Below are 16,980 nucleotides of genomic sequence, written 5' to 3' on the forward strand. Positions count from 1 at the left end.
CCCAGTATTCTGTGTTGTCGCTCCTCCCGGCCTCTAACTCGTGTAGTCCAGAAACAACACAAGTAGTCCGAATGCCGCGATCAGTGCCGCTGAAAGTGACGCTAATCTTCCATCTCTGCCCGCTCTGGCCGACACCTCCCTCGCTGCGCGCCAGTACATCATCGCGCCCGCGGCAACGAGAATGAACTCTACGCATGCCGCCGCTTGCGGATGATTCCAAAGTCCGAAGCCGAAGTCCGGAAGGTTGCCGAAGTTTCCGGGGAGCACAGGCATGTCAGCTCGATGGACAACCAGATCAAGCACCCAGTGAGACGCACTCACCAGCGCGATGACCAGTGCGACTCTCCTGCCCATCTTCGGCAGGAACAACGCCCCCAATGCAGCGGACAACGTCAACATGCCGACAATCGAGTGCGTGTAGTCCGCATGAATAATCAAGCCGCCGTACCCCGCATGAATCGGCTGCACCGTCTCCCGATGAGCAAGGAAGAGCGGAACGAAGACGACGTCAAGCCACACCGTCGCCAGCATCAACCCCCAGAGAGGCGTAGATCTCTCACGAGATTTAACCATTGCGGCAAAACCAAAGTGGCCAGCAATCATCTGCCAACCTCCTGCTCTCTCGGGGACGGCCAGGGAAGGCGGCGATCCACCAGCCCGACTACTACAACGAACAGAAAAACTCCCGCGAAGAATCCCATCTTCACTCCTTTAGATCTCGCTGTTAGCAACGATTAACTTCATGACTTACAGCGTAACAAGCCCTGTAACTCAACTCCTCCAAAAAACGTTCCATCGAACGCCGAGCTAAACTAACCCCAGCCCAATGTCCAAGCGCGCCATCCTCCTCCTCAAAGTCCTCCTTCACCTTCTCTGCCTCGCCCCCCTCGCCTGGCTTCTGCACTTCTACACCTCAGGCGCCCTCGCCCTCAACGCCGACCCCGTCAACTACATCACCCACTACACCGGCGACTGGACACTCTACACCCTCTTCGCCTCCCTCGCCATCACGCCCATCCGCCGCCTCGCCACCAGCCTCGGCTTCCTCATCCGCTTCCGCCGCCTCATCGGCCTCTACGCCTTCTTCTACGCGACGCTCCATCTCGCCACCTACATCTTCCTCTTCTCCGGATACGACATCACCACCGCCCTCACGGGCCTCCGCGCCGGCCATCCCAGCGCATTAGTCACCCAGTGGAAGCTCATCTGGCCCGGCATGGTCGAAGACGTCCTCAAGCGCCGCTTCATCCAGGTAGGCCTCTTCGCCTGGGTCCTTCTCCTCGCCCTCGCCTGCACCTCACCAGCCTTCATCATGCGAGCCATGGGCGGCAAAAACTGGCAGCGCCTCCACCGCCTCGTCTACCTCGCAGCCATCGCCGGAGTCGTTCACTTCTGGTGGCTCGTCAAAAAAGGCAACAACGCCCCCTGGAAGGTCACTGCAGTCCTGACCCTCCTCATCCTGGCCCGCGTAGCCTACACCGCGATGAAGCGCCTCAAAAAGCCCACCCCCATCCCCACCCGCCCCACCTCCGTCTAGCCCAGAATCGCCGTCGCCTTTTGCAAATGTAGTTCTATGTCGTCATTCTGAGCGCAGCGAAGAATCCCCGTATTTGCTTTTGTCGTTGCGATTGCTTGTTCTTTTGTTTGTCATTCCACAGCGTAGTGGAGGAACCGATGTTGCCGTTGCCGTCGACGTCGCTTCTAGGTACCCCAAGGCTTTAGCCTTGGTCTCTATCGAACTGGCCAGCCGCGGGGCTTCAGCCCCTGGGGTATGCCGTCCTCTCCAAGCCTCTTCCGTTCGACTATGCTCAGGGTGCGGAATAGAATCTGCGGTCGTCGTTGTTGTTGCTGTAGCACCACAAGCCACCATCATCCCACCACAAACTCACCACGAAAAACCACCGTCAAACACTCGAGAGTGGATCGGTTTGGAGTGAATGACCGACTTTGCCGAACGGACTTTCGGAACGGGTCGAACTGGCTCAGCGGCCACGGAGTAGGCGTGACAATCGTTTGAAAAACCGGGCCCTCTTCTGGTGAGCGAGTTCTAGTGTTCCGTTTACCGGAAGCCACACCTCTTCTCTATCGGAGCTGACGTCGAATAAGCCCACCCCATGCAATTTTGCTAATCTTTCCGCTTCGCCAGCAGCAGCGACGGCCTTCGACCACGCGAATCCGGCATAGATGAACTGCCGCCCGATGGTGTAGTCCCCAAGCACGCCCTCGTCATCTTTCAGATGGATTTCTGCTTCTGGACTGTTCATGTCCGGGAATGTGCGCTGCATCTCTCGTACCCAAGCATGTAAGCGAGCGGACGTCCGTGCCGGATCGTCGTAAGGTCCATCATTCCATTTCGTCAGCGTGAAGTACCATCCCATGAAGGCGTCGTGATTCTTTGGCGCAGCTTCTGGCTCAAAAACCATCAGGTCGTAACTCATGCGACGTATCCTAGCAGTTGAGCATTCCTGTAAAACGGGGTTTCGGTAACTATGGTCGCCCTGAAATTCAAAATGATCCACTACTAACAGCCGCCCCAATCGCCTCAAGATCAACCCACCCATAAGCCACGACAGGCAGCATCACCCCACCAATCTCGATCTCCTTGGAACAAATCCGCACCCCACCCGCCTGCGAATAGAAGCCCCCGGAAGCATTATCCTCGAGCACCCAGGCCATCATGCTCCTGAACCCTCTCTCCTTCAACGCCTCAGACAGCCTCCTCAAAAGAGCCATCCCAATCCCACGCCGCTGCGCCTCCCGCAGCAGATAGATCGCAAACAGCTCCGCATCGAACCCCTCCACAGGCTCCCGTATCGCCCCTCCGCTTACGAACCCGACCACCTCTCCCTCCAACTCCGCAACGAACACATCGACATCAAGCGTCAACCACTCTCGCCACTGCGACTCACGCTCCGTCTCCTTCAAACCAGCAAGATAAGCCTCCGGCACAAGCCCCGCGTATGTCGTCTGCCAACTCGCCACATGCACATGGGCGATCGCACCCGCATCGTCACCCGTCGTCGCGCGAACCACACTCATGCGCCCACCATACCGTTCAGCCGCAGCACGATCAAGCCCGTCGATCGTTGTCGGCTTTGTGGCATTCGTAAGGTGCCATTATTTGTTCTTCGTCGTCACCTGATCCTGAGCGAAGTCGAACGGAAAAGATTCGTAGTTGTTTTTGCCGTCATCCTGACCATGAGGGGAAGCCGAACAGGGAAGGATCCCGACACCTTCCACCCACCCCGTATAGTTCGAACCTTCCGACCCAAACACTCCAGTCGCTGCTTGTTCTCTTGTCCCGATTTCCAAATCCCAATCAAAACCTGTCAAGCCCCAAAACCGCAAATCCCCGCGCCAGTCCTGCAGATTCGCGTGGCGTATTAGTTACACTCCAGTAGCTATACTTGATATAGGGACACAAAAAGAGACAGGAAGGAATAAGACAAACCTCTAACTCATTGATAACAAGTATTTTGCGAATAACTACTTTACTTGCAATACTTTAGGGGTAGGTAGTGTCTGCAGGTATAAGAATCAAAAGACTTTACGCCCAAAATACCCCAGTGGGGGAGGGGGGTACCGTCTCCTCCCAAGGCTCAACGCAACTTTGAACCTTGAAGTAAGGTCTAAGCAGCTAGAGGCGTCTATGCGAAGGTTCTTACCAGTTCTCCTTGCTCTAGCCGTCGCCGCGCCAGCGCACCCCCAAGCCAAACCCACACCCAAACCCGCAAAGTCCAAGCCAGCCAAACCCGCCCCACTCATCCCGCTCACCCAGCAGGAACGGGCCCAGCAGCTCCTCAGCCGCTTCACCTTCGGCCCCCGCCCCGGCGACCTCGAAAAAGTAATCGCCCTCACCCCCGAAAAGTGGTTGGAGCAGCAACTCAACCCTGCCTCAATCCCCGACGCCGCCCTCGACCGCCGCCTCGCCGACTACACCACCCTCAGCCTCCAGCCCGACCAGGCCCTCCAACTCTTTCCCGACCACTTCACCATCGCCCAGACAGCGGAAGGCAAGCGCCCCTATCCTACCGACGCCCTCCTCCTCGCCATGTACCAGGTCCAGGTCTATAAGCTCAACAAAGACATCGACAGCAAAAAGACCAGCGCCGACGGCAAACTCGTCACACCCCCCACCGACGCCGAAGCCGCCGCCCAGAAGAAAACCGACCAGGAAACCGCCGCCCGCATCGCCGGAGAACTCTTCGCCCTCCCCAAAAATCAGCGAATGGCCGCGCTCATCAAACTCCCCATCCCCGAACGCATCGCCTTCACCACGTACGTGGCGGGAGACCAGAAAAATCTTCTTCTGGCCGACTTCAACCCCCGCGAGCGCGAGATCTTCAACGGCATGGCCGCCAACATCGGCGCACCCCACTACATCATCGACGAACTCGCCCAAGCCAAGGTCCTCCGAGCCATCCTCAGCGAACGCCAGCTGCAGGAGGTCATGTCCGACTTCTGGTTCAACCACTTCAACATCTTCATCGGCAAAGACTCCGACGCCTGGTACACCACCAGCTACGAGCGCGATGCCATCCGCAAACACGCCCTCGGCAAGTTCCGCGATCTCCTTCTCGCGACCGCGCAAACCCCGGCGATGATGATCTACCTCGACAATTGGTTATCGATAGGCCCCGACTCCCTGGCCAACGGCATCAACCCCGCCAACCCCAACTCGAAGAGGGGCAACCACGGCCTCAACGAGAACTACGGCAGGGAAGTCATGGAGCTTCACACTGTCGGAGTCAACGGCGGCTACACCCAGGCTGATGTCACCGCACTCTCCGCCATCCTCACCGGCTGGACCGTCGATCGCCCCAACCAGGGTGGCCCCTTCCAATACGACTACAAAAAACACGAACCCGGCCCCAAACAGTGGCTGCGCCGCACCATCTCCTCAGAGCCCGTCTTCCCAAATGCATCTCAAGCGGCGACGCAAGCCGGCATGAAAGAGGGAATCGAAGCTCTCACCATCCTTGCAGGTGATCCGCACACCGCGCACTTCGTCAGTTACAAATTGGCCCAGCGCTTCGTCGCCGACGACCCACCACCTGCCCTCGTCGACCGCATGGCCGCCACCTACCTCGCCACCGACGGCGACATCAAAGCCATCCTCCGCACCCTCGTCCAATCCCCCGAGTTCAACTCGAAGAAGTACTTCCGCAACAAGGTCAAGACACCGATGGAGTTCGTCGCCTCCGCCTTCCGCACCACCGCCACCGACCCGGTAAACCCCGGCGCGCTGATCAACACCCTCAAGACGATGGGCATGCCCCTCTACTACGCGCTTCCCCCCACCGGCTACTACATCACCGCCGACCTGTGGATGAACTCCACCGCTCTCGTCGACCGCCTCAACTTCGCCTACGCCCTCACCGGCAACAAGTTCGCAAACCAGAAGTTCGACTCAGCCCACGTCCTCGCACTCGGCCTCATGTCCCAACCTGCTAGCTCACCCGCTCCACAGATCTCCGAGACAGAAAAATCGAACCGAGCCAAATTCTCTGAAGCCCTCCTCACCGCCGACATCCACAACGGCACCGCGAACCAGCCTCCACCAGATACAGCCGGCCAGGACATAGCCCTCCACGTCCTTGAGGACACTCTCATCGGCAACGCCGTCTCCAGCCAAACCAACCAGCTCATCCACAAACAGATCGGCGAAATTCCAACGGCTAACTCCACCGACACCCTCAACCTGCTGACCGCCCTCGTCATGGGCAGCCCCGAGTTCCAACTCCGCTAACCGCTAGGCCATCTCATTGAGCATGACGCCAATCGACCGCAGACAATTCGCGACGGGTTTCGTAGCCAGTCTGGCCACCACTAAAAATTCAGCGTCTGCAAACGAAAGTCCGCAGACTGCAACGCCCGAACAGCTTCATCTCAAGCCCAACGGCTGGATGCCGAACAGTCCATGGCCCGTTCTGCTCTATCGCAACGCTCTCCCATCAACAGGAGACCTTGCCTCTGCCATGGAACGTATCTTCACCACCAACGGATGGCCGCCACAGTGGCGCAACGGCGTCTATCCCTTCCACCACTACCACTCTACCGCACACGAGGTCCTTGGCTTTGCAGCTGGTCACGCCGACCTCGTCCTTGGCGGAGAAGGCGGCGAACCACTCTCGGTACACTCCGGCGACGTCCTCGTTCTGCCCACCGGTACCGGCCATTGCCGCATCTCGGCGTCCGACGACTTCCTTGTGATCGGCGCCTACCCAGAGAACGAGCACTGGGACATCTGCCGCACCGCCCCCAGCCCTGAGACACTCGTAAGCATGCGCAAGGTCCGCTTTCCCCACTCCGATCCGCTAACCGGTTCTTCAGGCGCTCTTCCAAAACTCTGGATCTGATCTGTCATCATCGATCTAAGGAAACAGTCGCTCCTTTTGCCACCCCTCCCCACTTAGCGTAAACAGAAATCGGTCGTGCAGCCGCCCCTCTCCGTCCTTCCAGAACTCAATCCGCTCCGGCCGCAACACGTACCCTCGCCAGTAATCCGGTCGCGGAATCTCCCCCGGAAACTCCTGCTCCAACTCCTTCACCCGCTCCACCAGCGCCTCCCGCGAAGCCAGCACGCGACTTTGTTCGGAAGCCGCCGCACCAAGCTGGCTTAGCCGCGACCGGCTATGAAAGTACGCATCCGCATCCTCACTCGGCAGCTCGGCCACCGATCCCGAGATTCTCACCTGCCGTCGCAGCGACTTCCAGTGAAAGCACATCGCCGCCCGCGGATTCTCTGCCAACTCCGAACCCTTCTGACTCCCCGCATTCGTATAGAAACAGAACCCCCGCTCATCCACCCGCTTCATCAGCACCATCCGCACACTGGGCACCCCCTCTCGTGTAGCCGTAGCCAACGCTACCGCATTCGCATCGTTCAACTCGGCAGCCTCTGCATCACTCATCCACAAGCCGAATAACGCGATAGGGTCCATCGCACGTTCAACATCGGTCTCACTCATCACAACCTCGCTAGAACACACAGAAAAATAACGCTAACCCCAACTGTCCATCGAACTGCAACAGCGTGGCTGCTGGAGTCTTCGAATGTGCAGAGACCGAACTAGCTCAGACCTTCGAAGAGATCCGTTTGCAATTTGCAGATCTGAGGCTTAGTGGTAGCCGCAAGTGCATAGAACTCCTCAGCTCCATATCGGGCGAAGATCTCCTTCGTCTTTTCCATCAACGGTGCCTGCGACACGTGTCTTCGAAATGCCTCGTTCTTTCGCTCGCGCACAGCCCGGATATCCAGGGCCACACTCCAAGGCATCATCATCGCTAGTTGCCGGTCACGCATCACAAAGTTTGACGTCACATAATACAGCCGTTGCGCTTTGTGCAGATCTCCCGCCCCCGGATATCGGTTCGGCTGTCCCGACCAGTGAAACGCCGCGGTCGTCACCATCGAAGTGATCATATGATCAGGGTGAGTATTCTGTCCGCCGTCTCCGCCAAAGGTAATCACAACGTCCGGCTTGAATCTTCGCATCCTCACCACCAGCTCTTCGGAGGCCTGTGACAGATCTACAAACTCCAACTGCGCATCCATGTAGTCCATAAGCTCGCAATGCGTAACGCCCAGCACCTCACAAGAGGCGCGAAACTCCTCCTGCCGCATACTCCCCAGCGCCTCTCCGTCCGAGGCGTTGCCTCGGTTTGTAGCCGCTTGCCCATCCGTCAGGCAGACCACGTACGTCTCAACTCCTCGATCCGCCGCTAACGCCAGCGCCCCACCAAAGGCATAGCACTCATCGTCTGGATGCGCCGTTACGCACATCAACTTCAAGCCCACTCACCCTCCAGCCCCGCATCCAGATCAGCGTCCTCAAAAAGAAGTTCGGTCGATACCGCTTCCTCCAGCTCCGCATCAGGATCGACCCCTCGCACCGGCGCGAAGCTCCTCCTGTGTAAAGCGCAAGGGCCAATCTCAGCCAACGCCCGCCGATGCTCCGGCGTCCCATATCCCTTGTGCGAAGCCAGCCCATATCCTGGATGCACCGCGTCCAGTTCACGCATCAACGCGTCACGATGCACCTTCGCGATCACTGAAGCCGCAGCAATCGAAAGGCTCAGCGCATCGCCATAGATAAGCTTCGTTTGTTGGCAAGGATGATCGAGTCGCATCGCATCGATCAGTAGATGATCCGGAGCCATCATCAGTCCCTGAACCGCCGCCAGCATTGCCATCCGCGTCGCCTGGTAGATATTCACCCGGTCGATCGTCTCCGCATCGACCTCCGCCACGCAAACCGCAAGAGCCATCTCGCGTATCTGCTGATCAAGCGACTCGCGCTCCTCCCGTGTCATCTGTTTGGAGTCCTTCAGCCCTGCATTTGCCAACTCGTCGAGGCACTCCGGCAAAATCACCGCCGCGGCCACCACCGGGCCAAACAGCGCCCCACGCCCCACCTCATCGACACCGGCGATGCGCTGAAAGCCGTAATACCGCAGAGCCTGTTCCGGTGCATCGCTGCACACCAGCTGCTTCAGCATGCGCTGTTTGGCGGTGGCTGCCGTCACCTTTCGGAGAGTGCGAGTGGAGGGAATCGAGGCCATGCTCTTCACGTTCGAGTGTATAACCACCGCGCAAAGCGAAGCCACGACCGAAGTCGTGGCTCAGTGAAAGCTCAGTGGAAAACAGGGAACCGAATCGTTACTTGGCCGCGCGCTCAACCTCGCGCAGACGAGCAGCTTTGCCGCGAAGACCGCGCAGATAGAACAGCTTCGAACGGCGAACCTCGTACGAGCGAACCTTCTCGACCTTGTCGACGACCTTAGAGTTGTACGGGAAGATGCGCTCGACGCCCTGGCCGAAGCTCATCTTGCGAACGGTAAAGGATCCCTGCGCGCCCTTACGGCAGGCAATCACCATGCCCTCAAACGCCTGCAGACGCTCTTTTTCGCCTTCACGAATCTTTACTTGAACTCGAACTGTGTCGCCAGGGGCGAACGCGGGTAAATCGGTCCGCTCGAACTTCGCGGCCAGCTTCTGCATAATCGGATGAATGGACATGACACAACTTTCCTATGTTGGACTCGACCTTTAGTGTACACGAAATCATCGCAAAACGCCTCTGGAATCATCCCCCTCCGACCTAAGGGAGGACCGTCGCGCTCCACTCCATACGAACAAGGTACACAAGTCACGAAGTGACCGCTCCACGCGCAGTGGGCCCGGCCGGCAGGCCATATCCTCAATCAAATCCCCGAAGCTCTGCCAGAATCTCCCGGTCCTCATCCGAGATCTCGATCCTCTCCAACAAGTCCGGACGATTCTCCAACGTCTTCTTCAACGCCATCCGCCTCCGCCACTGCCGGATCACCTCATGATTGCCTCCCGACAGAGCCTCCGGGATCATCAGGCCCATGAAGTCCGCTGGTCGAGTGTAGTGTGGATAATCCAGCAACCCACCCGACCCATAAGTAGACCGCGGAGGCCCATCCGCCGAATCAGGAAGGTTCGCAACCTCATCAGCGCCGAAGCTCTCAAATCGCGATGAGTCAGGATTCCCCAAAGCCCCCGGCAGCAGCCGAACCACAGCATCGACGATCACAGCAGCCGCCAGCTCTCCGCCCGACAAAACATAATCGCCAATCGAAATCTCCCGGTCGCAGAGCAGTTGGTTCACACGCTCATCCACGCCCTCATATCTCCCGCACAGAATGACCACTCGCTCCGTCGTCGAAAGCTCCTGCGCCAGCGATTGGCTGAACGGCTGCCCCTGTGCCGACAGCAGAATCACCGTCTCTCTGCTCGTGTCCCGCTCCGCCTTCGGAGAGATGTGCAGCGACTGCACCGCGTCATAGATCGGTTGCGCCTTCAGTACCATCCCCTCGCCGCCGCCAAACGGCCGGTCGTCCACTGTCCGATGGCGATCGTGCGTGAAGCTGCGCAGATCATGCGTCGCAATCTCCACCAAACCCGTCGTGCGGGCACGCTTCAGAATCCCGTAGTCGAAGGGCCCGGCAAAGAAATCGGGAAAGATCGTAATGATGTCAAAGCGCATAGACGATAAGTGCGTTACAGCCGCTCGTTTCTTGACTCCCAGATTGCACCATATCACTCGGATGTTGTGAAACTCGCGACTGATCTCATTCCAGGATCTCATTAGGATGACCTGCGCCTCGACTTCGGTCCTTCAGGTCATTCTGGCGAGCCGAAAGAGCGTCCCGATGCTTTATCCGAAACTCGCTGTTCTTCCAATGTTCCTGTCGGCATCTCTCAGCATCACAATGACAGCACAGCAGCAGACGCCCGCGAATCTTGGGGCACCCTTGCAACTCGCGCTGGCCCTCCCGGCAACAGCGAGCCTATCGACCGAAGGGCTGCATAAGCCAGCCGCCGAATCCTCCAGCGCAGAAGGCGTCATCCGTATCGCCCCTGCACCCCTGAGAGCAAAAAAACTTCCGTCCCAAAGACCGTTCCGTACGGCAGCCTTCGGCATCAAGGCCAATACATTAGGAGCCAGCGCAGAGCTGGCGACACCGCTCTTCCGCCATTTCAATCTCCGTTCCGGAGTCAACTTCCTGGCCTTTGCCTACCCCTTCGGCATTGACGGCGTGAACTACAACGCGAATCTCCACTTCAGGTCCTCGCAGAGCACCCTCGACTGGTTCCCCTTGGGGCACAGCTTCCACATTAGCCCCGGTATTCTCTACTCCAAAAACACCGTCTCATCCACCGCGACAGTGCCAGCGGGGCAGAACTTCTCCCTGGGCGATCAGGACTTCGTCAACAGCGTCGTCGATCCAGTCCATGGCAACATGTCGCTCGCGTATCCCCGCAATCTATCCCCTCTGCTTCTCGTGGGCTTCGGCAACATTCTTCCTCGCACCAGCCGCCGCCTCTCCGTCCCCCTGGAGTTCGGGGCTGCCTACACCGGCGCGGCCACCATCAATATCAATCTCACCGGAACCGCCTGCACTAACGACGGGTGTACCAGCTTCGCCAGTAACTCCGAAGCCCAGGCCAGTCTCACGCAGGAGATTAAAAAAATAAACGAAGACCTGAAGAGGGTGCCCGTCTATCCAATCCTCTCGTTAGGAGTGGCCTACCACTTCTAGTTCTGGCTTTGGATTTTGCCACAAGCGTTTGCTTAACTCTTGTCGCCCGAGCTTCGATTGACCTCAATCAAACCGTCAGGCAGCTTCATCTCGATGCGCTTCGCCGCGGTATCCACCGCCACTAAAAACGCCTTTACAAACGGGATAAGAATCTCATCCCCGGCAAGCGAAGTGATCTCCAGCAGAGGCGCAGCGTCGGTAAGCCGGCGTGCTCCATCCGCGGTCGTAGCAAACTGAACATCTTCAACGACACCCACCGCAATCGCTCCGTCATACACTGTGCAACCGATCAATTCGCTGATGTAAACCGAATCGTCATCCAGCGGACGCCGTTCCTCTCGTGGGACGATCACATCCAGCCCCGCGACCACCTCCGCATCTGAGATTGTGTCGATGCCCGCAAACTGCAGCACGATGCGTCCCTCGTTCTTACCCACCGGCAGCCAGAACGCCACTACCTCCGCAGCTCGCGCTTCTGACTCCTCTCCTGCAAACCCCGAGGCAGCAAGAAAAACTCTCGTCTGCTCTTCGAAGCGCTCGGGGAAGTCGGTAAACAGCTCTGCCAGCACCTCACCCTTGCGACCCTGCGGCCGAAGCAGATGTGCCAACACAATCCAGGCTGTAGTGGCTTTCGTCATAGGTCAGAATCCGGGCAGATACGAGAGCCCGGATCCTGCGAGCTACTCGGAACGTTACGGTGCAGTGGGGTGGTCCTCTTCCACAATATCTAGCGAAAAGCGGTGCTTCAGCTTCATGCTGGCTGCGCTGAGAATCGTACGCATGGAACGCGCCGTACGGCCTTGCTTTCCGATCACCTTACCAACGTCGCTGGCAGCAACCCGCAAACGAATCGCTGTACATTCGCCGTCTTCTATAGCCTCAACCGAGACGCTGTCCTGGTCGTCTACCAAGGCACGGGCTATCTCTGCTACAAGGTCTGTCATGTTCTTTACAGGGTTGTCCCCTGCAGGAAACTGGGTTGCCTGGTTCATCACACACCTTCTGGGTCTGGGAGTCACGGTGCAACGCTCAAGCCCTTTCCCTTTGTCTCGTCTACTGCGAGATCTTCCAGGAGGTGCTACAACGAGCGAGACACCGGTCGCAGCAAGTCCAGGGTTATAAACCCCGGGCCCTCTGCTTTGCAAGGCCACTGCATTTCGACTGTGCAATACCAAGGAGTCTACGTGAAACGGTGCCAGGAGATGCTTCAGAGAACCTATTGTGTCAGCTATCTTTGGGAACCATTACTTCATGCCCAAAGATAGCATCGACTAGTAACTCCTAGGCAACCGCGACTGCTGTCTCTGCCGGCTTCTGAGCCATCAGCTTCCCCACACGCTCCGACAACTGTGCTCCATTCCCAGTCCAGTAGTCGATGCGGTCGCGCTTCAAATCAACTGTTGCAGGGTTGGTGCGCGGATTGTACGTTCCCACTACTTCGACCGAACGGCCGTTGCGGGCGCGGTCCTTCTCAATAACAACGATGCGGTAATGTGGCTGCTTACGCGCTCCAACGCGCGCCAAACGAATCATCAACACGGGCAATGCCTTTCAGAACATTTTTGGTTTGGGTGACATAGCCACGCTGCCGATCTATCGGACAGGGACCTAAGATACATTACCCAACATCTAAGTATGGCCGAAAATGCCTCTTTTCGCAACGAAGAAGCGCCAAGAGCCGCAAACTCCCTCACTCCCGGGGAAAATGAAACCGCAACACGTCGCCAAACCGCTCCGCCCACGAGTTTTCATCGTGAACCGCCCCATCAACCTTCTCATAAAGAAGGTCTTTTCCCGTCTGCCAACCCCGCTTGATCAACTGCCTTTCCAAATGGTCCGTATCCCGCACATGTCGCACCCCCTCTGCCGTGCCGATGTCCAGCCAGATGCTTAGCACGGGCCTCGGCCGTGTCTGATCGACCACATTAAAGATGCTCCGCTGATCCCACCACAGCGAAGGCGACATCACCGCCAGCTTGCCGAACACCTCCGGATACATAAAACCTAGATACAGCGAGATCAATCCGCCCAGCGACGACCCTCCCAGCCCCGTATTCTTGGCATCAGTCAAAGTCCGGTAGGAGCCATCGATCAGCGGCTTCAACTCCTCAACCAGCAACCGCCCGTAACTCCGCCCCTCGCCCCCACCGAGCTTGAAGTCTCGTGTTGGCGTGTACTCTGCCATCCGCCGAATGCCCGCATTCGCCACACCAACCAGGATGACCGGCTCAATCTCACCGTTCAGGGTCAGCTCGTCTGCCGTCGTATGCGCCCTCCACGTTCGCCCTGCAAGATACGACGTTCTCCCGTCGAACAGATTCTGCCCATCGTTCAAATAGAAGACAGGGAAGCGCCGCTTCTCCTGCTCCAGATACTGTGGCGGCAGATAAACCGAAACCACCCGGTCGTCCGGCAGAATCTCCGAATGAAATTCGCTGACGATGTATCTCGGATTAGACTCCAGTTCGTTCGGGGTATGCTCTGTAATCGCCTCTTCGGGCAAACTGACGGACGCTGTCTCGCCCTCAAGAGGCTTAAGCGCAGGAATGGAATGAGATGGCGATGATTGTTTCAATGCGAAAGAAGCTGCTCCAAATAAACTACGGTTGCATCAGACTAAAGTATTTCTCCTGTGGGTGTACACCGAAGCCACAGATCTGGACGCCGTTTTTACTCAACAAAAACGGCACTCGCAGGATTTGTCCAGTTTACAGTGACAGGAGAAACACTCTAGCAGAGGGAGCCCGATGAAACGCGAATACCACAAATGGTTCTCACCCTCCCTCGGGCGCGATATGGAGCTGCTCGTCTTTGGACACGCAGGTTATCCCGCCGTCGTCTTCCCCACCTCCTGCGGCCGCTTCTACGAGTTTGAAGACCGTCAGATGGTCAGCACTCTACAGGACAAGCTCGAACATGGTCATCTCCAGCTCTACTGCGTCGACTCGGTCGATGGCGAAAGCTGGTACAACCGCGACGTCCCGCCCCGCTGGCGCATAGCCCGCCAGGTGCAGTACGGCAACTACATCATCAACGAGGTCGTTCCCCTCATCCGCCAGATGAACCAGTACTCCGGCATCGGCACCATCGGCACCAGCTTCGGCGGCTATCACGCCATGAACATCGCCCTCCGCCACCCCGACATCTTCACTGGCATGCTCTCCATGAGCGGAGCCTACGACCCCTCCAACTTTCTCCGCGGCTACTACGACGACGACTGCTACTTCAACATCCCAATGCACTATCTCCCCAACATCACCGACTCGTGGTATCTCGACCGTTACCGCCGTAATACCTACGTCCTCGCCACAGGCGTCCACGACCAGTGCTGGAACGATAACGAACGCATGGCCCAGATCTTTCGCAATAAAAACATCCCCGTCCGTCTCGATGTATGGGGCGACAACACAGGCCACGACTGGCCCTGGTGGCAAAGAATGCTGCAAACTTATCTCTAACCCAAAGCCTCGACCCGACCAACGGGAGGACCCAAGCACCTCACCAACCAAGACCGGTATACAAGTCACGAAGTGACCGCTTCCCGCGTAGGGAGCCCGTCCGGCAGGACACACGCTGTCGAAATACCACAACCCGCAAGGAGGATTCAGTGAAAAAAATCGGTGTTCTGTTTGGAATGGAAAATACCTTTCCCGGCGCCTTGGTCGATCGCATCAACGCGATGGAGATCGAAAGCATTCAGGCCGAGTTCCTCTGTGTCGGCGGCGTGCAGATGGCCGCACCGTCAGGCTACGCGGTCATCATCGACCGCATCTCGCACGACATGCCCTTCTACCGCGCCTTCCTGAAGAACGCGGCCCTCACCGGCACCCAGATCATCAACAACCCCTTCTGGTGGTCCGCCGACGACAAGTTCTTCAACTACGCCCTCGCCTCCAAACTAGGCGTAGCCGTCCCCAAAACCGTTCTCCTCCCCCACAAAAAGTTCCCGCCGCAGATCAACGAGCGCTCCCTCCGCAACCTGCAATTTCCCCTCGACTGGGACGGCATCTTCGACTACGTGGGTTTTCCCGCCTTCCTCAAACCCCACGACGGCGGCGGCTGGCGCGACGTCTTCCATGTCCACAACCGCGACGAGTTCTTCCACGCCTACGACCAGACCCGCGACCTCTGCATGACCCTGCAGGCCGCGGTCAACTTCAAGGAGTACTTCCGCTGCTACGTCGTAGGCCAGACCGACGTCCGCATCATGCCCTACGACCCGCGCCGTCCCCACGAGCACCGCTATGTGCTCGATCCCCCGGAGTACGACAAAAAGCTCCTCAAGCGCGTCGAAGAAGACGCCCTCACCCTCTGCAAGGCCCTCGGCTACGACCTCAACACCGTAGAGTTTGCCGTAGAAGACGGCATCCCCTACGCCATCGACTTCATGAATCCCGCACCCGACGCCGACCTCCACTCCGTCGGCAAAGAGAGCTTCGACTGGATCGTCGACAAAGTAGCAAAGCTCGCCGTAAAGAAAGCTCAGAAGCCAACCAAACCCGAACTTCGCTGGGCCGCAATGCTGAATCCGAAAGAAAAGTCTGTAGAGAAAAAAGCGATCGCGAAAAAACCTGCCGGCAAGAGTGCAGCAAAGAAAGAAAAGATCTAAGGAACTGTCCTGCCGGACGAGCCTCTTGCGCAGAGGGCGGTCACTTCGTGACTTGTATACCCCTTCGGTTGGCGCTCCCGTTGGTCGCGAGGGAAGATGATTCCGCCCGTCCGGCAAAACACCCTCAAGTGGTACGCTTCTGGTTCACCCCAAAGACGGAGAGCATATGCGGCCATCCTTCACGCTAGGCATTGAAGAGGAGTACCAGACAGTCGACCCCGAGACCCGCGACCTGCGCTCCCACATCGCGACCGAGATGCTGGCCAAAGGCAAACTCCGCCTCGAAGAGCGCGTCAAGGCCGAGATGCATCAGTCCGTCATCGAAGTCGGCACCCGCATCTGCAGCAACATCCAGGTCGCCCAAGAGGACCTCTTCGACCTCCGCCGCAACATGATCGCCCTGGCTGAAGAGCACAACCTCCTCCTCATCGCCGGCGCCACCCACCCCTTCGCCGATTGGCGCGTCCAGGAGATCTACCCCGACCCCCGCTACGCCCAGGTCGTCGAAGACCTCCAACTCGTCGCCCGCGCCAACCTTATCTTCGGCCTCCACGTCCACGTCGGCATTGAAGACCGCGAAGCCGCCATTCGCATAATGAACTCGCTTCGCTACTTTCTCCCCCACATCCTCGCTCTCTCCACCAACTCCCCCTTCTGGCTTGGCATGGAAACCGGCTACAAGAGCTACCGCGCCAAAGTCTTCGAAAACTTCCCCCGCACCAATCTCCCCGACGCCTTTGCCAGCTACTCCGAGTTCGAGAGCTACGTCAACCTCCTCATCAAGACCAACTCCATCGACAACGCCAAAAAGATCTGGTGGGACGTCCGCCCCCATCCCTTCTTCGACACCGTTGAGGTCCGCATCTGCGACATCCCACTCCGCGCCCAGGAGTCCATCGCCATCGCAGCGCTCATCCAGGCCACCGCCTGCAAGCTCTGGCATCTCCACTCCCGCAACGTCGATTATCGTCAGTACGCCCGCGCTCTCCTCATGGAGAACAAGTTCCGCGCCGTCCGCTACGGCATCGATGGCAAGATGATCGACTTCGGTAAACAGACCGAGGTCCCCGTCCGCGACCTCATCCTCGAGTACCTCGCCTTCATCGACGACGTCGTCGACGAACTAGGCAGCCGCCGCGAGATCTCTTACATCCACACCATGCTCGCCCAGGGCACCGGAGCCGACCGCCAACTCAAAGTCTTCCGCGAGACCGGCAGCCTCCGCGCCGTCGTCGACTACATGGCCGCCGAAACCCGCGCCGGCCTATGACGTTCCGGTCCAATCGATAAAAAGCCCG

Annotated in this window: 19 protein-coding genes; 7 read left to right on the plus strand and 12 right to left on the minus strand. The window is 58.2% G+C overall.

What is annotated here, in order from left to right; translation table 11 throughout:
* Positions 1-33: 33 nt before the first annotated feature.
* A complete protein-coding gene (locus RBB75_RS16185; RefSeq protein ID WP_353068664.1) occupies positions 34-603 on the minus strand; it encodes a permease in 570 nt (189 codons plus the stop codon).
* A gap of 223 nt (positions 604-826) precedes the next feature.
* Between RBB75_RS16185 and RBB75_RS16190 the strand changes: the two genes are divergently transcribed.
* Positions 827-1,537, plus strand: a complete 711-nt coding sequence (locus tag RBB75_RS16190) for a sulfite oxidase heme-binding subunit YedZ (RefSeq protein WP_353068665.1) — start codon at positions 827-829, stop codon at positions 1,535-1,537.
* A gap of 445 nt (positions 1,538-1,982) precedes the next feature.
* On the opposite strand, the gene RBB75_RS16195 is transcribed toward RBB75_RS16190, so the two are convergent.
* Positions 1,983-2,438, minus strand: a complete 456-nt coding sequence (locus tag RBB75_RS16195; protein WP_353068666.1) for a hypothetical protein — start codon at positions 2,436-2,438, stop codon at positions 1,983-1,985.
* A 67-nt stretch (positions 2,439-2,505) separates the two neighbouring features.
* Complete coding sequence (locus tag RBB75_RS16200; protein WP_353068667.1) at positions 2,506-3,039, minus strand: GNAT family N-acetyltransferase; 534 nt, start codon at positions 3,037-3,039, stop codon at positions 2,506-2,508.
* Between the two features lie 610 nt (positions 3,040-3,649).
* On the opposite strand from RBB75_RS16200, the gene RBB75_RS16205 reads away from it, so the two are divergent.
* A complete protein-coding gene (locus RBB75_RS16205; protein ID WP_353068668.1) occupies positions 3,650-5,749 on the plus strand; it encodes a DUF1800 domain-containing protein in 2,100 nt (699 codons plus the stop codon).
* A gap of 22 nt (positions 5,750-5,771) precedes the next feature.
* Positions 5,772-6,359 (plus strand): cupin, encoded by a 588-nt coding sequence (locus tag RBB75_RS16210; RefSeq protein WP_353068669.1) that lies wholly within the window; start codon positions 5,772-5,774, stop codon positions 6,357-6,359.
* A 15-nt stretch (positions 6,360-6,374) separates the two neighbouring features.
* On the opposite strand, the gene pdxH is transcribed toward RBB75_RS16210, so the two are convergent.
* From pdxH to trmD, 5 genes are all read right to left on the minus strand, one after another.
* A complete protein-coding gene (gene pdxH, locus RBB75_RS16215) occupies positions 6,375-6,971 on the minus strand; it encodes a pyridoxamine 5'-phosphate oxidase (protein ID WP_179637725.1) in 597 nt (198 codons plus the stop codon).
* A gap of 101 nt (positions 6,972-7,072) precedes the next feature.
* Positions 7,073-7,786 carry a PIG-L deacetylase family protein gene (locus tag RBB75_RS16220; protein ID WP_353070401.1) on the minus strand — a complete coding sequence of 238 codons (714 nt, stop codon included), beginning with the start codon at positions 7,784-7,786 and terminating at the stop codon, positions 7,073-7,075.
* A gap of 5 nt (positions 7,787-7,791) precedes the next feature.
* Positions 7,792-8,565: a ribonuclease HII gene (locus RBB75_RS16225; RefSeq protein ID WP_179637727.1), complete on the minus strand. Its 774-nt coding sequence runs from the start codon at positions 8,563-8,565 to the stop codon at positions 7,792-7,794.
* Between the two features lie 97 nt (positions 8,566-8,662).
* Entirely contained in the window at positions 8,663-9,022 is a 360-nt protein-coding gene (gene rplS / locus RBB75_RS16230) for a 50S ribosomal protein L19 (RefSeq protein WP_218884516.1), read from the minus strand.
* A gap of 181 nt (positions 9,023-9,203) precedes the next feature.
* Positions 9,204-10,016 (minus strand): tRNA (guanosine(37)-N1)-methyltransferase TrmD, encoded by an 813-nt coding sequence (trmD, locus tag RBB75_RS16235; protein ID WP_353068670.1) that lies wholly within the window; start codon positions 10,014-10,016, stop codon positions 9,204-9,206.
* 106 nt (positions 10,017-10,122) lie between these two features.
* Between trmD and RBB75_RS16240 the strand changes: the two genes are divergently transcribed.
* Positions 10,123-11,073, plus strand: coding sequence for a hypothetical protein (locus RBB75_RS16240; protein ID WP_353068671.1), 951 nt, complete (start codon positions 10,123-10,125; stop codon positions 11,071-11,073).
* A gap of 32 nt (positions 11,074-11,105) precedes the next feature.
* On the opposite strand, the gene rimM is transcribed toward RBB75_RS16240, so the two are convergent.
* The 4 genes from rimM to RBB75_RS16260 all read right to left on the minus strand — a co-directional run bounded on the left by rimM (position 11,106) and on the right by RBB75_RS16260 (position 13,648).
* Positions 11,106-11,711 carry a ribosome maturation factor RimM gene (rimM, locus tag RBB75_RS16245; RefSeq protein WP_353068672.1) on the minus strand — a complete coding sequence of 202 codons (606 nt, stop codon included), beginning with the start codon at positions 11,709-11,711 and terminating at the stop codon, positions 11,106-11,108.
* Positions 11,712-11,765: 54 nt separating this feature from the next.
* Positions 11,766-12,065 carry a KH domain-containing protein gene (locus RBB75_RS16250; protein ID WP_179637731.1) on the minus strand — a complete coding sequence of 100 codons (300 nt, stop codon included), beginning with the start codon at positions 12,063-12,065 and terminating at the stop codon, positions 11,766-11,768.
* A gap of 289 nt (positions 12,066-12,354) precedes the next feature.
* Positions 12,355-12,606, minus strand: coding sequence for a 30S ribosomal protein S16 (gene rpsP, locus RBB75_RS16255; RefSeq protein WP_179637732.1), 252 nt, complete (start codon positions 12,604-12,606; stop codon positions 12,355-12,357).
* Positions 12,607-12,763: 157 nt separating this feature from the next.
* Positions 12,764-13,648 carry an alpha/beta hydrolase gene (locus RBB75_RS16260; RefSeq protein WP_353068673.1) on the minus strand — a complete coding sequence of 295 codons (885 nt, stop codon included), beginning with the start codon at positions 13,646-13,648 and terminating at the stop codon, positions 12,764-12,766.
* Positions 13,649-13,820: 172 nt separating this feature from the next.
* Between RBB75_RS16260 and RBB75_RS16265 the strand changes: the two genes are divergently transcribed.
* From RBB75_RS16265 to RBB75_RS16275, 3 genes are all read left to right on the plus strand, one after another.
* Positions 13,821-14,531 (plus strand): esterase family protein, encoded by a 711-nt coding sequence (locus RBB75_RS16265; protein ID WP_353068674.1) that lies wholly within the window; start codon positions 13,821-13,823, stop codon positions 14,529-14,531.
* A 149-nt stretch (positions 14,532-14,680) separates the two neighbouring features.
* Positions 14,681-15,682 (plus strand): ATP-grasp domain-containing protein, encoded by a 1,002-nt coding sequence (locus RBB75_RS16270; protein ID WP_353068675.1) that lies wholly within the window; start codon positions 14,681-14,683, stop codon positions 15,680-15,682.
* A gap of 166 nt (positions 15,683-15,848) precedes the next feature.
* Positions 15,849-16,952, plus strand: coding sequence for a carboxylate-amine ligase (locus tag RBB75_RS16275; protein ID WP_179637736.1), 1,104 nt, complete (start codon positions 15,849-15,851; stop codon positions 16,950-16,952).
* Positions 16,953-16,980 lie beyond the last annotated feature (28 nt).

It is taken from the genome of Tunturibacter empetritectus, from assembly GCF_040358985.1.
Classification (GTDB): domain Bacteria; phylum Acidobacteriota; class Terriglobia; order Terriglobales; family Acidobacteriaceae; genus Edaphobacter; species Edaphobacter empetritectus.

Coding starts and splice junctions, on each gene's coding strand:
- RBB75_RS16185 (WP_353068664.1), bottom strand. CDS start 603: ATGATTGCTGGCCACTTTGGTTTTGCCGCAATGGTTAAATCTCGTGAG.
- RBB75_RS16190 (WP_353068665.1), top strand. CDS start 827: ATGTCCAAGCGCGCCATCCTCCTCCTCAAAGTCCTCCTTCACCTTCTC.
- RBB75_RS16195 (WP_353068666.1), bottom strand. CDS start 2,438: ATGAGTTACGACCTGATGGTTTTTGAGCCAGAAGCTGCGCCAAAGAAT.
- RBB75_RS16200 (WP_353068667.1), bottom strand. CDS start 3,039: ATGAGTGTGGTTCGCGCGACGACGGGTGACGATGCGGGTGCGATCGCC.
- RBB75_RS16205 (WP_353068668.1), top strand. CDS start 3,650: ATGCGAAGGTTCTTACCAGTTCTCCTTGCTCTAGCCGTCGCCGCGCCA.
- RBB75_RS16210 (WP_353068669.1), top strand. CDS start 5,772: ATGACGCCAATCGACCGCAGACAATTCGCGACGGGTTTCGTAGCCAGT.
- pdxH (WP_179637725.1), bottom strand. CDS start 6,971: ATGAGTGAGACCGATGTTGAACGTGCGATGGACCCTATCGCGTTATTC.
- RBB75_RS16220 (WP_353070401.1), bottom strand. CDS start 7,786: ATGTGCGTAACGGCGCATCCAGACGATGAGTGCTATGCCTTTGGTGGG.
- RBB75_RS16225 (WP_179637727.1), bottom strand. CDS start 8,565: ATGGCCTCGATTCCCTCCACTCGCACTCTCCGAAAGGTGACGGCAGCC.
- rplS (WP_218884516.1), bottom strand. CDS start 9,022: ATGTCCATTCATCCGATTATGCAGAAGCTGGCCGCGAAGTTCGAGCGG.
- trmD (WP_353068670.1), bottom strand. CDS start 10,016: ATGCGCTTTGACATCATTACGATCTTTCCCGATTTCTTTGCCGGGCCC.
- RBB75_RS16240 (WP_353068671.1), top strand. CDS start 10,123: ATGACCTGCGCCTCGACTTCGGTCCTTCAGGTCATTCTGGCGAGCCGA.
- rimM (WP_353068672.1), bottom strand. CDS start 11,711: ATGACGAAAGCCACTACAGCCTGGATTGTGTTGGCACATCTGCTTCGG.
- RBB75_RS16250 (WP_179637731.1), bottom strand. CDS start 12,065: ATGAACCAGGCAACCCAGTTTCCTGCAGGGGACAACCCTGTAAAGAAC.
- rpsP (WP_179637732.1), bottom strand. CDS start 12,606: ATGATTCGTTTGGCGCGCGTTGGAGCGCGTAAGCAGCCACATTACCGC.
- RBB75_RS16265 (WP_353068674.1), top strand. CDS start 13,821: ATGAAACGCGAATACCACAAATGGTTCTCACCCTCCCTCGGGCGCGAT.
- RBB75_RS16275 (WP_179637736.1), top strand. CDS start 15,849: ATGCGGCCATCCTTCACGCTAGGCATTGAAGAGGAGTACCAGACAGTC.